This window comes from Actimicrobium sp. CCI2.3, from assembly GCF_035019065.1.
GTDB lineage: Bacteria > Pseudomonadota > Gammaproteobacteria > Burkholderiales > Burkholderiaceae_D > Actimicrobium.
In genome coordinates this window covers 57,472-72,072 of the sequence record NZ_JASJWR010000007.1, presented here as the reverse complement: position 1 = coordinate 72,072, position 14,601 = coordinate 57,472, and the positions used below count along the sequence as shown (strand labels likewise).

The 14,601-nt window shown below is 58.0% G+C and carries 12 protein-coding genes; 9 read left to right on the top strand and 3 right to left on the bottom strand.

The window, feature by feature from the left end; genetic code table 11:
* Nucleotides 1-49 precede the first annotated feature (49 nt).
* The 4 genes from odhB to QN370_RS05955 all read left to right on the top strand — a co-directional run bounded on the left by odhB (nucleotide 50) and on the right by QN370_RS05955 (nucleotide 4,988).
* Nucleotides 50-1,348 (top strand): 2-oxoglutarate dehydrogenase complex dihydrolipoyllysine-residue succinyltransferase, encoded by a 1,299-nt coding sequence (odhB, locus tag QN370_RS05970; protein ID WP_322128082.1) that lies wholly within the window; start codon nucleotides 50-52, stop codon nucleotides 1,346-1,348.
* Between the two features lie 76 nt (nucleotides 1,349-1,424).
* Nucleotides 1,425-2,852 (top strand): dihydrolipoyl dehydrogenase, encoded by a 1,428-nt coding sequence (gene lpdA / locus QN370_RS05965; protein WP_322128081.1) that lies wholly within the window; start codon nucleotides 1,425-1,427, stop codon nucleotides 2,850-2,852.
* A gap of 203 nt (nucleotides 2,853-3,055) precedes the next feature.
* The gene (gene zapE, locus QN370_RS05960; protein ID WP_322129164.1) at nucleotides 3,056-4,153 is read left to right on the top strand and encodes a cell division protein ZapE; all 1,098 of its coding nucleotides are present in this window, start codon (nucleotides 3,056-3,058) and stop codon (nucleotides 4,151-4,153) included.
* Between the two features lie 19 nt (nucleotides 4,154-4,172).
* Entirely contained in the window at nucleotides 4,173-4,988 is an 816-nt protein-coding gene (locus QN370_RS05955) for a hypothetical protein (RefSeq protein ID WP_322128080.1), read from the top strand.
* Between the two features lie 85 nt (nucleotides 4,989-5,073).
* On the opposite strand, the gene QN370_RS05950 is transcribed toward QN370_RS05955, so the two are convergent.
* On the bottom strand, nucleotides 5,074-5,832 hold the full coding sequence (locus QN370_RS05950) for a PP2C family protein-serine/threonine phosphatase (protein ID WP_322128079.1): 759 nt from the start codon (nucleotides 5,830-5,832) through the stop codon (nucleotides 5,074-5,076).
* Between the two features lie 148 nt (nucleotides 5,833-5,980).
* Here QN370_RS05950 and QN370_RS05945 point away from each other — a divergent pair, with 148 nt between their 5' ends.
* The 3 genes from QN370_RS05945 (at nucleotide 5,981) to QN370_RS05935 (ending at nucleotide 9,311) form a co-directional block, all read left to right on the top strand.
* Nucleotides 5,981-6,187, top strand: coding sequence for a YdcH family protein (locus QN370_RS05945; RefSeq protein ID WP_322128078.1), 207 nt, complete (start codon nucleotides 5,981-5,983; stop codon nucleotides 6,185-6,187).
* Nucleotides 6,188-6,227: 40 nt separating this feature from the next.
* Complete coding sequence (locus QN370_RS05940) at nucleotides 6,228-8,246, top strand: ATP-dependent DNA helicase (protein WP_322128077.1); 2,019 nt, start codon at nucleotides 6,228-6,230, stop codon at nucleotides 8,244-8,246.
* Nucleotides 8,247-8,390: 144 nt separating this feature from the next.
* Complete coding sequence (locus QN370_RS05935) at nucleotides 8,391-9,311, top strand: flagellar brake protein (protein WP_322128076.1); 921 nt, start codon at nucleotides 8,391-8,393, stop codon at nucleotides 9,309-9,311.
* Between the two features lie 304 nt (nucleotides 9,312-9,615).
* Here the strand turns inward: QN370_RS05935 and QN370_RS05930 are convergent, their stop codons facing one another.
* Complete coding sequence (locus QN370_RS05930; protein ID WP_322128075.1) at nucleotides 9,616-11,313, bottom strand: methyl-accepting chemotaxis protein; 1,698 nt, start codon at nucleotides 11,311-11,313, stop codon at nucleotides 9,616-9,618.
* 577 nt (nucleotides 11,314-11,890) lie between these two features.
* Nucleotides 11,891-12,871, bottom strand: coding sequence for an NADPH:quinone oxidoreductase family protein (locus tag QN370_RS05925; protein ID WP_322128074.1), 981 nt, complete (start codon nucleotides 12,869-12,871; stop codon nucleotides 11,891-11,893).
* 125 nt (nucleotides 12,872-12,996) lie between these two features.
* Here QN370_RS05925 and surE point away from each other — a divergent pair, with 125 nt between their 5' ends.
* Together surE and QN370_RS05915 are read left to right on the top strand one after the other, a co-directional pair.
* Nucleotides 12,997-13,734: a 5'/3'-nucleotidase SurE gene (surE, locus tag QN370_RS05920; RefSeq protein WP_322128073.1), complete on the top strand. Its 738-nt coding sequence runs from the start codon at nucleotides 12,997-12,999 to the stop codon at nucleotides 13,732-13,734.
* A complete protein-coding gene (locus tag QN370_RS05915; protein WP_322128072.1) occupies nucleotides 13,731-14,576 on the top strand; it encodes a protein-L-isoaspartate(D-aspartate) O-methyltransferase in 846 nt (281 codons plus the stop codon). Before surE ends, QN370_RS05915 begins: the two co-directional genes overlap by 4 nt.
* Nucleotides 14,577-14,601: the final 25 nt, after the last annotated feature.

Sequence of the window (14,601 nt, the reverse complement as noted above, 5' to 3'; positions counted from 1 at the left end):
CGCACCGGAAGCCGGAGCGCCGTCAGACCACACCGAATCGGAGTTTTACATGGCAATTCTAGAAGTCAAAGTCCCCCAGTTATCAGAGTCCGTCGCTGAAGCGACCCTGTTGCAATGGCATAAAAAAGTCGGCGAGCCAGTCAGCCGCGATGAAAACATGATCGATATCGAGACCGACAAGGTCGTGCTCGAATTGCCGGCCCCGGCCGACGGCATCATCACCCAGTTGATGCAACCCGATGGCGCGACAGTCGTCGCCGGCCAGATCATCGCCCTGATCGATACCGATGGATCGGCCAAGGTCAGCCCGCTGGAAATCTCGGCATTGCCCGTGCCGCAACCGCATCCTGATTCCGTTGTCACTGCCAGCACGACATCCGACCCGGTTACTGCTGCCATCAACACGCTCGGATCGAAAGCCGCTGCGAATGTCGCGATGCCAGCCGCCGCAAAAATGCTGGCCGAGAACAACATGACCACCGCACAGGTCGATGGCACCGGCAAGGATGGCCGCGTCACCAAGGGTGACGTGATCAACCAGCTGGAAAAGAAACCGGCTCCTGTCGCTGCTCCTGTCCCAGCGGCTGCTCCTGTCGCCAAACCGGCGCTGCAGCAAATCGCCACCGGCGCGGGTCCGAACCTTGGCGAGCGTCCTGAACAGCGCGTGCCAATGAGCCGCTTGCGTGCGCGTATCGCCGAGCGTCTGGTGCAATCGCAACAGACCAACGCCATCCTGACGACGTTCAACGAAGTCAACATGGCTCCGGTCATGGAGCTGCGCAACAAGTACAAGGACAAGTTCGAGAAAGAGCACGGCGTCAAGCTGGGTTTCATGTCGTTCTTCGTCAAGGCGGCGGTCGCTGCCCTGAAAAAATACCCGGTCATCAACGGTTCGGTCGATGGCAATGACATCGTCTATCACGGCTATTTCGACATCGGTATCGCCGTCGGTTCACCACGCGGTCTGGTGGTGCCAGTGCTGCGCAATGCCGACCAGATGTCGATTGCCGAGATCGAAAAGAAGATTGGCGAATTCGGTGCCAAGGCCAAGGACGGCAAGCTGACCATGGATGACCTGACCGGCGGCACGTTCTCGATCTCGAACGGCGGGACGTTCGGTTCGATGCTGTCGACCCCGATCATCAACCCGCCACAATCGGCTATCCTCGGCGTGCATGCGACCAAGGACCGTGCTGTCGTTGAAAACGGCCAGATCGTGATCCGTCCGATGAACTACCTGGCGCTGTCGTACGATCACCGCATCATCGATGGTCGCGAAGCCGTACTCGGGCTGGTAGCAATGAAGGAAGCACTGGAAGATCCTGCACGTTTGCTGCTGGACCTGTAAATAGTCTCCACCGAAGCGGCCCGCGCAGTATTGCGCCGGCCGCTTCGGCGTGTGAAGAGTCAACAAGGAAAAGAACATGTCGAAAAATTTTGATGTCGTCGTCATCGGTGGAGGCCCCGGTGGCTACATCGCCGCGATCCGCGCTGCCCAATTGGGCTTCTCGGTAGCCTGTATCGATGAGTGGAAAAACGCTGCTGGCGGTCCTGCACCGGGCGGTACCTGCACCAACGTCGGTTGCATCCCGTCGAAAGCACTGCTGCAGTCGTCCGAACATTTCGAACACGCCGGCCATGCGTTTGCCGACCACGGAATTGATATCAAGGGCCTGAGCCTGAACCTGCCGCAAATGCTGTCGCGCAAGGACACCGTCGTCAAGCAGAACAACGACGGCATCCTGTATCTGTTCAAGAAAAACAAGATCACCTTTTTTCATGGTCGCGGCGCGTTCGTCAAGCACGATGCCAGCGGTACCGAAATCTCGGTCACCGGCAAGACCGACGAATCACTGATCGCCAAGCATGTCGTCATCGCCACCGGCTCGAATGCGCGCGCTTTGCCGGGTACCCCGTTTGACGAAAAAATGATTCTGTCGAACACCGGTGCACTCACGATTGGTGCCGTACCGAAGCGTCTGGGTGTCATCGGTGCCGGCGTCATCGGCCTCGAAATGGGCAGTGTCTGGCGTCGTCTCGGATCAGCGGTCACGATGCTCGAAGCCTTGCCGACGTTCCTCGGCGCGGTCGACGAGCAGATCGCCAAGGAAGCGTTCAAGCTGTTCACCAAGCAGGGCCTCGGCATCCAGCTGGGCGTCAAGATCGGCACCATCACGACTGGCAAGAAAGACGTGACCGTCGAGTATGTCGATGCCAAGGGCGAAGCGCAAAAAGCGGTGTTCGACAAGCTGATCATCTCGATTGGTCGCACCCCGAACACGATCGGGCTGAACGCGGAAGCCATCGGCTTGAAGCTCGACGAGCGCGGTTTTGTCGTTGTTGACGACGACTGCAAATCGAGTGTCGCCAACGTCTGGGCAGTCGGTGACGTGGTGCGCGGACCGATGCTTGCCCACAAGGCCGAAGAAGAAGGTGTAGCCGTGGCCGAGCGGATCGCCGGTCAGCACGGACATGTCAATTTCAATACCGTGCCATGGGTGATCTACACCTCGCCGGAAATTTCCTGGGTCGGCAAGAATGAGCAGGAATTGAAAGCTGCTGGCGTGGCCTACAAAGCCGGTTCGTTCCCGTTCCTGGCCAATGGCCGTGCGCGGGCATTGGGCGATACCAACGGCATGGTCAAGTTCCTTGCCGACGCCAAGACCGACGAAATCCTCGGCGTCCACATCATCGGCCCATCGGCCTCCGAGCTGATTGCCGAAGCCGTCGTCGCCATGGAATTCCGTGCCTCGGCCGAAGACATCGCCCGCATCTGTCATGCGCATCCTTCGCTGTCGGAAGCGACCAAGGAAGCGGCATTGGCCGTTGACAAGCGTGCGCTGAACTTCTGATTCAGCATGCGCGCGTGGGCATGTTGCTGTGTCCATGCGCGCACCGCGCTGACTGTCTTGTAAATCGTTCGGCCTGAGCTGGCTGATGGCACCGAAACGGGTGCATTGACAAGCTCAGGCCGAACGGTTTCCGGGGCGATATTTTTATTCTTGTCCTGCCTCTTTTGCCGCTATTGAAAGAACCCCGCGTGAACCCGAAGCCGATGACTGTCATGGAATTTTACGAACACGCGCTCGCTGAGCGCGGGTTCACGGCCGATCCGGCACAGCGTGCTGCCGTCGAACGGCTGCAACAAAGCTATGACGCGTGGATCGCTTTCAAGTCGCAGCGTTCAAGCAGTTTCAAGCGCCTGATCAACCGGCCTGATATTCCCCGTGGCGTGTATTTCTGGGGTGGCGTCGGTCGCGGAAAATCGTTTTTGATGGACAGTTTTTATTCAGTCGTGCCGGTGGTGCGCAAGACCCGTGTGCACTTTCATGAATTCATGCGCGACGTGCATCGCCAACTCGATGCCTTGAAAAAAGTCGCCGATCCGCTCGATGTAGTGGCACGTCAGATCGCCAAGAAATACCGGCTGATCTGCTTCGACGAATTCCATGTCTCCGACATCGCCGACGCAATGATCCTGTACAACCTGATGCGTGCGCTGTTTGCCAACGGCGTGTCGTTTGTGATTACCTCGAATTACGCGCCCGATACCCTGTATCCGGACGGACTGCATCGTGACCGTATGTTGCCCACCATTGCGCTGCTCAAGCAGCATCTGGACGTGATGAATGTCGATGCCGGCAATGACTACCGCAAGCGTGCGCTGGAGCAGGTCGAGGCGTATCACATGCCACTCAATGCGGTGTCGGACAAGGCCTTGCGCGATGCCTTCGCCAGCGTTGCGGATACGGCGGATGAAGATCCGCGGGTACGCATCGAAGCGCGTGAAATCCGCGCATTGCGGCGTGCCGGTGGTGCGATCTGGTTTGATTTCGCCACGCTGTGCGGTGGTCCGCGATCGCAGAATGACTATCTTGAAATCGCCAGCCGGTTCCATACGGTGGTGCTGTCGGGTATTCCCGAAATGTCCGCGTCGATGTCGTCGGAAGCGCGCCGCTTTACCTGGCTGATCGACGTGTTCTACGATCACAAGATCAAGCTGCTGATGTCTGCGGCGGTTGCGCCGGACGAGTTGTACACGCAAGGCACACTGGCAAATGAATTCCATCGGACTGTCTCGCGTATCATCGAAATGCAATCGCGCGAGTACATGGAAGCACCGCGCCGCAATGATATTGATGTTGCGGTCTGAACCTGAAAGATAGTCAATCATGATTTCCGAGCCCCATTTTTTTTCCATACGCCGTGCCTTGCGACTGGCGCTCCTGGCTATCAGCATCAGTCTGGCCGGTGCCTGTTCCGTGCTGTATCCGGCCGATGCGGTGGAGGCACCGTTGCCCCCGTCCGGCTTGCGGCTCGATTGGCCGCCTGGTTCGATTGGTACGGTCGAACTGGCGTCGCAAGCACTGAGTGATGCCAAGACGCGGCGCGAGATGGTCGAGCAAGATTACCTGCGTGTGCAAGGCGTGTGTTTCGACAAGTTCTTCATGACGGCATGCACTGATCGCGGCAAAGAGCAACGACGCATTGCGCTCGCTGAAGTCCGTGCGGTCGAAGTCGAGGCCAATTACATCAACCGGCGTGACCGGGCCGAGCAGCGCGACAAGGCACTCGCAGAGCGTACGGCACAAGAGCAGGCAGAAGCACCACAGCGCTTGCTGGATCAGCAGGCACGTGAAAAAGCGGCGGCGCTGAAGGCTGCTGATCGCGCCAAAAATGATCGGAAAGTACAAGAGACGGCGCAACGCGAGGTTGGTATCGATCCGCAAAGCAGGCAGCGCGCTTTCGATCTCAAGGCCGGGCAGCAACAAGCCGCCGAGCTGGCCAGTCAGGCGCAGCGTGCCGCCAACGTTACGGTGTTCGAGAAAAAACAAAGTGAAACCGCCGCACGTCAGAAACAGATCGCCGAGCGCAAAGCGGCAAAGTTAGTGGAGCAGGAGCAAAAAGCGGCTGCGTTGAAAGCGGCTAACGAGAAAGCTGCGGAGGAGGCGGCTGCTGCGGCGGCTGCTGCGGCTGTGAAGCAATAAGGTCGGGACGAGACTGGTCGCGCTGAAGTAAATACATGCCGAACCTTCAGGTCACGCAGAGCGCTGTTTGCGCTGGCGCAGTCGCCTACTTCGCTACGAGCTTTATCACCGCCAACGTGCAGTTGTCCGCATTGCTGCCAACGGCCCGTTCACGGGCTTCTTCAATCAGTCGTTCGGAGCACTGACGCGGCGCGTAGTTGGTAATGGCTGCACCGATTTCCCGTTTGTTGAAGTACTGCCAGAGACCGTCCGAACACAGCAGGAACGCATCGCCAGCTTTCAGTCCATCATGCCGACCCAGCGTCACGAACGGTTCTTTTTGCGGACTGCCCAGTACGTTGACGAGGATATTCGACAGGCGATGGCGGGCGACTTCTTCCTTCTTGAGCTTACCCTGTTTGATCAGGCGTTCGACAAACGAGTGATCGACAGTTCGTTCCGCAAAGGCCGGACCGCTGTAGCGATATAACCGCGAATCACCGGCATGGGCCCAGTGGGCAGTTCCGGAGGGTGTCAGGACTAGCGCGACGAGTGTGCTGTGGGGTTCTTTTTCGGCAGTCAGTCCGCTGAGTTTGATGATGGTGTGCGCTTCGAATGCGATAGTGTGTAACATCACGTCGACGTCGTCGGTCAGCGGTGAAAATTCGTCGAACAGCTGGCGTGAAGTGCGGATGACTTGTTCTGCGGCCATCGCTCCGCCAGTGCGACCGCCCATTCCGTCGGCGAGTACGGCCATCATGAAGCCAGGGGCCTTGTCGGAGCCAAACAGGGCGACCCGATCCTGTTGTTCTTCCCGGTCACCGATGTACTGGCCGGTTCCTGCTTCTATCTTGTATTGGCTCATGGACCGGGGTAGATTAAACTGCGCTAGAGATTTTTGGATTGTACGTAATCATTACACGGTAAAACCTGGAGTCAAATGAATTCCCTCTTTTTATGGTATCCCGGTGCGCAGCATCGCAGCGTGATTGCGACACGGATGTCGGCTCATCATGAGTAACCCGCCGTCGGACGATGTGCGCCGCCGCATCATCGAACTGGAAGTCGAACATCGCGATCTCGATGCCGTCATCGATACGTTGATCCGCGACACCCGTCACGAAGAATTGCAATTGCGACGCCTCAAGAAGCGCAAGCTGCAACTCAAAGACCACATCACGCTGCTGAAAATGCAGCTCATTCCCGACATTCCGGCCTGAATCCGTAGCATGCTGCCCGCTCGACTCACTGATTGCTTACTTGACTGAAGAACTTCCAGATGGCGCCCTCGCGACCGTCGCTCCCCTTGTGCCCGGTGTTCATAATGCCGATGTCGAACGGTTATTTGGCGAAGGCGGTGCGCTGAGCCAGGCCGTGCGCGGCTTTCGATCGCGCCATGCGCAAACCGAAATGGCCAAGGCGATCGGCAACGCGATTGCCGGCCAGGAAACCCTCATCGCCGAAGCCGGCACCGGTACCGGCAAGACCTTTGCTTATCTGGTACCGGCGCTGCTATGGGGCGGCAAGGTGATTATTTCGACCGGGACCAAGAACTTGCAGGACCAGCTTTTTTCCCGCGACATCCCGACGGTGCGCAAGGCACTCAATGCACCGGTCTCGGTGGCGTTGCTCAAAGGGCGCTCGAATTACCTGTGTCATTTCCATTTGGAACGCACGCAGCAGAACGGCCGCATGACCTCGCGCGATGATATCGGCAACCTGCGTGAAATTTCGCGCTTCATGAAGACCACGACGACCGGCGACAAGTCCGAGCTGTCGCGCGTGCCGGAGAACGCGATGATCTGGAATCTGGTCACGTCGACCCGCGATACCTGTATGGGTGCCGAATGCCAGTACTACCAGGATTGCTTCGTGATGAAGGCCCGCAAGGAAGCCCAGCAAGCCGATGTCGTGGTGGTCAACCATCACCTGTTCTTTGCCGATGTCGCGCTCAAGGAAACCGGCATGGCTGAATTGCTGCCGTCGGCTAACACCATCATTTTCGATGAAGCCCATCAATTGCCGGATACGGCGACGCTGTTTTTTGGCGAGACCATTTCGACCTCGCAAATCATCGAGTTGTGCCGCGACGTGCAGGCCGAAGGCTTGTCGCATGCCCGTGACGGGGCAGACTGGGCGCGCGTGGTGGCACCGGTCGACCGTGCTGCACGCGACTTGCGCCTGGCTTTTCCGCAGGATGTGATGCGGCTGGCAGTCAGCCAGATTGCGCCGTCGAGTGCGTTCTTTCCTGCGTTGCTGACCTTGCAGACCGAGTTGCAGAGTATGGTCGCGGTGCTCGAAAAACAGGCAGAGCGCGCTGAAACCATCGAGCTGTGCCGGGTGCGTACGATCGAGCTGGGCAACCAGTTGTCGGCCTGGCTGGTGGCCACCGATGCGGCGGCGACAGTGACCGATACGGACCAGGAAAATGTCTTGTGGGTCGAGGCGTTTTCCAGTTCGCTGCAACTGCACCAGACGCCGCTGTCGATCGCACCGATCTTCAGCAAGCAGCGTGAAGGCTCGCCACGTGCGTGGATTTTCACGTCGGCGACGCTGGCGGTTAAAAACGATTTTCATCATTTCACTGATCAGATGGGTTTGGCCGACGTCGTTGCGCGCTCCTGGCCCAGCCCGTTCGATTACGAACAGCAGGGTTTGCTGTACGTACCGCACAATATGCCGCAGCCGAATTCGTCGGAGTACACCGACGCGGTCATTGATGCGGCGTTGCCGGTCATCGAAGCCGCCGGTGGTCGGACCTTCCTGTTGTGTACGACGCTACGCGCGGTCAGTCGCGCCGCCGAACGATTGCGTGACGAATTCGCCCGACGCAACTTGCCGTTTCCGCTGATGGTGCAGGGCGAGGCAGGACGCAACGAATTGCTCGACCGCTTCCGCGCAGCGGGTAATGCAGTACTGATTGGTAGCCAGAGCTTCTGGGAAGGTGTCGACGTACGCGGCGACGCGCTGTCGCTGGTCATCATCGACAAGCTGCCGTTTTCACCACCGGATGATCCCGTGCTGGCGGCACGGATTGCGGCGCTCGAACGCAAGGGCCGCAATGGCTTCATTCATCACCAGTTACCGGAGGCCATCATCAACCTCAAGCAGGGTGCTGGTCGATTGATCCGCGATGAAAGCGATCGTGGCGTGCTGATGTTGTGCGATCCGCGCCTGCTCTCCAAGCCGTACGGAAAGCGCATCTGGCAAAGCCTGCCAGCCTTCAAGCGCACCCGTGAGCGTGATGCGGTGCTGGCCTTTTTCTCAGCGACGCCGTAGCAAGGAGGGCGTCGCCGCACACAGGTTTTGTCGAATAACTCAGAAGCAATAGTTGTTATACTTGGGCACATTTATTTCGGGCGATGCGGTACCCGGGCAGGCAACATGCCAAGCCGATTCCGCGCCTGATCCAGAAGGGTGTGCATGTCCGAGTCCCTTGCTCTGATTCCAGTTCGTGCCTCCGAAATCATCGTCGGCAAGCCATTGCCACGCGCTATCTACGACTACCACGGCAACCTGCTACTGGCTTCCGGATACGTGATCGACAATCCTGCCAAGATCGCCGGTGTGCTGGAAAACGGGTACTACCAGCAAGGTGGCTGGGAGCGTCCTGCCGGCCCTATCCCGGCGGAACACAACACAAAGCGCCTGGTCGAGGCCACTGTCGCACCGAAGCCGGAAGCTGCCGAGCGCGAGATTGCCGTGAACATGCAGGATGTGCGCTGGAACATCGGCGAAACAATGATGTTGCAGATGCAGGACAAGCCGTCGATTCGCTACACGGTCAAATTGATTGGCTTCGTCAAGGGCAAAACCGTGTACGTGACCGCTCCCATGTTGGACGGCAAGTACGAGTTGATACGCGATGGCCAGAGTTTTGTTGTCCGCGCCTTTTCCGGGAAAAAAGCGTACGCATTCATCGCCGCTGCGGTGCGCTCGGTCCATACGCCGCATCCTTACCTTCATCTTTCGTATCCCAAGCAATTGCGTTGCACCGTCGTGCGACAAACCGCGCGGGTTGCCGTGCGGGTGATTTCGGCGATCTCCCTCGGGCAACCCGAGCGCAATTCGGCTGCCACCATCACCGATTTGAGCATGGGTGGTGCCTCGGCTATTGCCAAGGAAATCCTCGGTGAAAAAGGCGAGACTGGCCGCATCAAGATGAAGGTCTTTGTGGCCGAGCAGGACCTGTTTCTGAATCTGCAAACCGTGCTGCGTTCCGTCGCCCCGGCGGATGTCGGCGAGGGGTTTCGGCATGGATTTGAATTTGTTGACGTGTCGGTGCAGGATCGTCTGGTTCTGTCGGCTTACGTGCACCAGACGCTGGTCGAGACGGATAGCTGAGGTTTGCTTTTTGGGCGGCGCTGCTGATTCCGACGTTGCCATGCATTGGCATGCCGAACAGTGCCCGTGCCTGATTCGACATGTCTCTTTCTGGTTCTCCGTAGCCACCAGTCAGACCATCATTGGTCTGACGTGGGCATCGGCGATTCGCGCGATGTCCAGTCGCCAGATCACTTGCTGATCGGTGTTGTCTCCCCAACTCCGACCTACGTATCGGCAGTCGACACATCCTGTGTTGCGATGTGTCGAATGTCGTCCTGGAATCCCGGTATCCAGCTTTCTGAACGAGTTCGATCAAGTTGTTTCACGATAGGCTGGAGAGGGGAGGAGCGGCCGCGGCGATGGTTTTGCGTGTCGGTGTATTGACCAGTTTGAAAGCGGGGCGGATCACATTCCTGGCTCTGTTCGGACTGCGACGCTCCGGTGCTGGCGCAGTGCTGTTGTTGACGCCTTGCTGCATAGTTAATTTGAAGACAGCGACCGATTGCACAAGTGCACTGGCCTGATCTTTTAGGTTCTCAGCCGCTGCGGCGCTTTGCTCCACCATCGCCGCATTTTGCTGGGTGGCTTGATCCATCTGGCTTACTGCTTCGCTCACTTGACCAACGCCAGTGCTTTGCTCAACGCTCGCGACACTGATCTCCGTCATGATGTCGGTCACGCGTTTGATCGAGTCAACGATTTCCGTCATCGTGGCACCGGCTTTATCGACCAGCATGGTGCCCTCCACCACGCGCTCGACGCTAGTGCCAATAAGGCTCTTGATTTCTTTGGCGGCTTCAGCGCTACGTTGCGCCAGACTGCGCACTTCCGACGCGACCACCGCAAAGCCACGTCCCTGTTCACCGGCGCGGGCGGCTTCAACTGCTGCGTTTAGCGCAAGAATGTTGGTCTGGAAGGCGATTCCATCAATGACACTGATGATGTCGGCGATGCGCCTTGACGAGTCATTGATGCCTTTCATCGTCTCGACCACCTGGTTGACGACCTTGCCGCCTTCGCAGGCCACCGCCGATGCACCTAGTGCGAACTGGCTTGCTCGCTTTGCATTCTCGGCATTCTGGCGCACGGTTGAGCCCAGTTCTTCCATCGATGATGCGGTTTCTTCCAGCGCAGAGGCTTGTTCTTCCGTGCGTTGACTCAGGTCAGCATTGCCTTGCGCAATTTGCTCGCTGCCAGTGGCTACGCCTTCGGCATTTTGGCGTACGCCCGCGACCACTTGAGAAAGACTCTCCTGCATGGTCTTGAGCGAGGCGAGGAGTCTTGCTGTTTCATCCTTGCCCTCGATATCGATCTGCATGGTCAGATCGCCTTTGGCAACGGCATCGGCCAATTGCACCGCCTTGTTGATCGGCCGGGTGATGCTGCGTGTGACCAGCACGCCAGTGACTGCGGCAAAGCAAATGCCTAGCAGACAGACGGCGATGAGCAGATTCTGTCGCACGATATAGTTGGCCTGTGATTCCTCAATAATTTGAATCGAGCGTGCCTCGGTGACTTCTGCGTATTCGGTGGACAGCTTGACAATCGACGCTAGCAGAGGTCTGCACTCGTCATTCATCATCGCAATGGCTTCCTGTGTTTTCTTCTTTAGCGCAAGGTCCACGATGGCCAGCGCCACCGGTGCGTATTTCGTTTCGAGCTTCTCCATCTCGACCACCATCAGGCGACCTTTTTCGCTGACATCGGTTGCCTTGGCGAGCATGTCTTTTAATTTGGCGAAGTGTTCACCCGCCCGCGCATGGGCGGCTTTAACCAGCTCCGTTTCCAGTGCAAGATCTGCCGGTTTGGTGACCAGAACCAGATTACGCACTGCAATCGCCCGTTCGTCGACCGCACGACGAAATTTGTCTGCCTCCGCGCCGCGCGCCTTGATCCCATGAATGTATTGAGAGAAGTGATCATTCGCCTTGGATATCGAATTCAGAGCGATGGCGGCAACAAGCAAGACCATGCCTGTAAGGACGGCGAAAGAGATGATCAGTTTCGTATGGATTCTCATGGTGTCCTCAGTTTTAAATGTGAAGTGATGAAACAGGTACGCACAGCACCGGCAACGACTAAATATTAAAGCATAGAAACCAAAAGTTAATACCTATGGAATTAACGGTTGAGTATTTGCAAATTTGAGGGTGTGGTTCAAAAATAGTTTTGAACGTGAATGCGTCGTAAGCTGGTTTGACAGGGCAATGATTGTTCCCTGATCGCGGCTAAGTGACGACTATTTTGGGAGTAACGTCGAGGCAATCCGGCCAGTCACCCCACGGGCCATAAAATTGGTCGTGTTGCGTTGCCGGGAGTGCCTGCCTCGACGTTGAATATCTCAGGTTTGAGGTTTTGGGTTTGCGGTTGCGGTTGATGTGGCAGTTGACGTTGACCTGTTCCGCATTGAGGCAGAGTCCGTTTTTGGGAACCCGGAGGGCAGCAGTCTCGCGGTCGCCTTTTTCTTGGTGACTTCTTTTTGGCGAAGTGTATGGTCCGCCTGCCGGTCCGCTCCCGGCTTGGTCATGACGGAGTGCATACAGAATCAGCAACCGCAGTCAGTGCGCCGCTTGCTACCCCCGCGAGAAAACGCCTCCTCAAGCCCAGGGCTTGATCACGACTTTCCCCATCACCTTGCGCGCCGCCATGTCATTCAACGCCTGCGCCGTCTCCGCCAGCGCATAGCGCCCGGAAATCCGTGGCTTGATCGTGCCGTTGGCCAGCCAGCCCATCAGTTGCTGCATCGCGGCCGCATTGGCTTTTGGTTCGCGTTTGGCGAATTCGCCCCAGAACACACCGACCAGTGACGCGCCTTTGAGCAGCATCAAGTTGAGCGGCAAGGCCGGGATTTCGCCATTGGCAAAACCTACTACCAGATAACGACCGCGCCAGCCGATTGAACGGAAGGCCGGTTCGGTATAGATGCCGCCGACCGGATCGTAAATCACGTCCGGTCCCTTGCCATCGGTGGCGGCCTTGATTGCTCCGCGCAAATCTTCGGTGCTGTAGTTGATCGTGACGTCGGCACCGTGCTCGCGACAGACCGCAAGTTTTTCATCGGACGAGGCGGCCGCAATCACTCGTGCACCGAGCGCCTTGCCGATCTCGATGGCGGCCAGGCCGACACCACCTGCAGCACCCAGAACCAGCATGGTTTCGCCGGCTTTCAGCTGCGCCCGGTCGACCACGGCGTGATGCGACGTGCCATAGGTCAGTGTGATGGCGGCAGCGATATCGAAGTCCATGCCGGGAGGCATCGGCATCACCGCATTGGCCGGAACGACGATCTGCTGGGCAAACGCGCCCTGCGCACTGAAAGCGATGACTTCGTCACCCGCCTGGTAGCGCGTCACGCCTTCGCCGACGGCCAGTACGATGCCGGCCAGTTCGCTACCCGGTGTGAAGGGCAGGGCAGGTTTGAATTGATATTTGTTCTGGATGATCAGCACATCAGGAAAATTCACGCCAGCGGCGCGGATCTCGATGGCAATCTGGCCGGGACCGGGCGCGGCATCGGGCAACTCTTCAATGACCAATGTATCGGGCAGTCCCCAGGCGTTGCAGACGATGGCTTTCATGGCGTGTCTCCTCGTTGGATGAAAATTAATAGAACGATCGTTAGATTTTTTGAGTTTGTCGATTATGCCGTAAATTCTCGTGCTCACGACCGATTCCGGATGATGCTTCAGGTAAAATCAGGCGCATGAAAATCTTAATCAGCAATGACGATGGTTACCTCGCGCCCGGCATCGTGGCGCTGGCCGATGCACTGGCTTCGATCGCCGAGATCGTCGTGGTCGCACCCGACAGCAACCGTTCCGGTTCTTCCAATTCACTGACACTCGACCGGCCGTTGTCCGTCTACAAGGCGGCCAACGGCTTTCATTTTGTCAATGGCACGCCGTCGGACTGTGTGCATGTGGCATTGACCGGCGTGCTGTCGTTTCGGCCTGACCTGATTGTTTCGGGCATCAACCAGGGCCAGAACATGGGCGATGACACGTTGTATTCGGGCACCGTCGCGGCAGCCACCGAAGGCTATCTGTTCGGTATCCCGTCGATTGCGTTTTCTCAGGTCGAGAAAGGCTGGGGTGAACTGGATGCGGCGGCGCGGGTGGCGCGCGAGATTGTGCTGCGCAAGTTCGAGACCCTGGACAAGCCCTATCTGCTCAACGTCAATATTCCCAATCTGCCTTATGAACGTCTTGGCGACATCGTTGCCACCCGGCTCGGCAAGCGCCATCAATCGGAAGCGGTAATCCGTGCCACCGACCCGCATGGTCGCGAGATATTCTGGATCGGTCCGGCTGGCCAGGCCCGCGAGGCGGGCGAAGGAACCGACTTCCATGCGGTTGCCAACGGCAAGATTTCGATCACGCCATTGCAGATCGACCTGACTCACCGTGCCCAGCTAGACAGCCTCAAGAAAAGCTTGTCATGACCGATAAGGACAAGCGCTTTCCGTTGACGCTGTCCTCCCTGATCAGCAAATCTTCCCGCGGTAACAGCGGCTCTGTCGCGCCCCGTGTCGCAACGCCGCAGACGGCGACCCGCAATGCAGCCGGTCATGTCGCGCCGGTGATGCCGGTAGTGCGTGCAGCCGAAGCGCAGGAACGTCGCGCCGCCGAGTTGCCGCAGCGCCAGCAACCACTGGTGTCAGATAGCGTGCGTCGCGCGATGGTGATGCGACTGTCGGCGCAAGGTATCAAGGACACCATGGTGCTGGCCGCGATGGAAGCGGTCCAGCGCCACCTGTTCATCGAGCCCGGCCTGGTCGCCCAGGCGTATGTGGATGCCGCGATTCCGATCGGTTATCACCAGACCATCTCGAAGCCATACATCGTCGCGCGCATGATCGAAGTGCTGCGCAATGGCGGCCCGCTCAATCGCGTGCTTGAAATTGGTACCGGCTGTGGTTACCAGGCAGCGGTGCTGTCGCTGGTGGCCAGAGACGTGTATTCGATCGAGCGGATTCGTCCGTTGCATGAGCTGGCGCGCACCAATCTGCGCCCGATGCGGATCGCAAATGTCCGTTTGCAGTACGGAGATGGTATGCTCGGGCTCTCGCAGGCAGCGCCCTTTGACGGCATTATCCTGGCAGCAGCGGGGCTGGAAGTTCCGCAGGCGTTGCTGGATCAGATGACGATAGGCGGCAGACTGGTAGCTCCAGTCGGTACCCGTCATCAGGTGCTGCAACTGATCGTACGTGTCGGTAAATTCGACTGGACCCACACAACGCTGGAAGATTGTCATTTCGTGCCATTGCATGCCGGTACCGTGTGACAGCTTCGGCAGCAACAACACAAAA

Bases quoted from the DNA above. Each gene is read 5' to 3' on its own strand.
- surE (WP_322128073.1), top strand. From the start codon at position 12,997: ATGAAAATCTTAATCAGCAATGACGATGGTTACCTCGCGCCCGGCATC.
- QN370_RS05930 (WP_322128075.1), bottom strand. From the start codon at position 11,313: ATGAGAATCCATACGAAACTGATCATCTCTTTCGCCGTCCTTACAGGC.
- QN370_RS05915 (WP_322128072.1), top strand. From the start codon at position 13,731: ATGACCGATAAGGACAAGCGCTTTCCGTTGACGCTGTCCTCCCTGATC.
- QN370_RS05935 (WP_322128076.1), top strand. From the start codon at position 8,391: ATGTCCGAGTCCCTTGCTCTGATTCCAGTTCGTGCCTCCGAAATCATC.
- odhB (WP_322128082.1), top strand. From the start codon at position 50: ATGGCAATTCTAGAAGTCAAAGTCCCCCAGTTATCAGAGTCCGTCGCT.
- zapE (WP_322129164.1), top strand. From the start codon at position 3,056: ATGACTGTCATGGAATTTTACGAACACGCGCTCGCTGAGCGCGGGTTC.
- lpdA (WP_322128081.1), top strand. From the start codon at position 1,425: ATGTCGAAAAATTTTGATGTCGTCGTCATCGGTGGAGGCCCCGGTGGC.
- QN370_RS05950 (WP_322128079.1), bottom strand. From the start codon at position 5,832: ATGAGCCAATACAAGATAGAAGCAGGAACCGGCCAGTACATCGGTGAC.
- QN370_RS05955 (WP_322128080.1), top strand. From the start codon at position 4,173: ATGATTTCCGAGCCCCATTTTTTTTCCATACGCCGTGCCTTGCGACTG.
- QN370_RS05945 (WP_322128078.1), top strand. From the start codon at position 5,981: ATGAGTAACCCGCCGTCGGACGATGTGCGCCGCCGCATCATCGAACTG.
- QN370_RS05925 (WP_322128074.1), bottom strand. From the start codon at position 12,871: ATGAAAGCCATCGTCTGCAACGCCTGGGGACTGCCCGATACATTGGTC.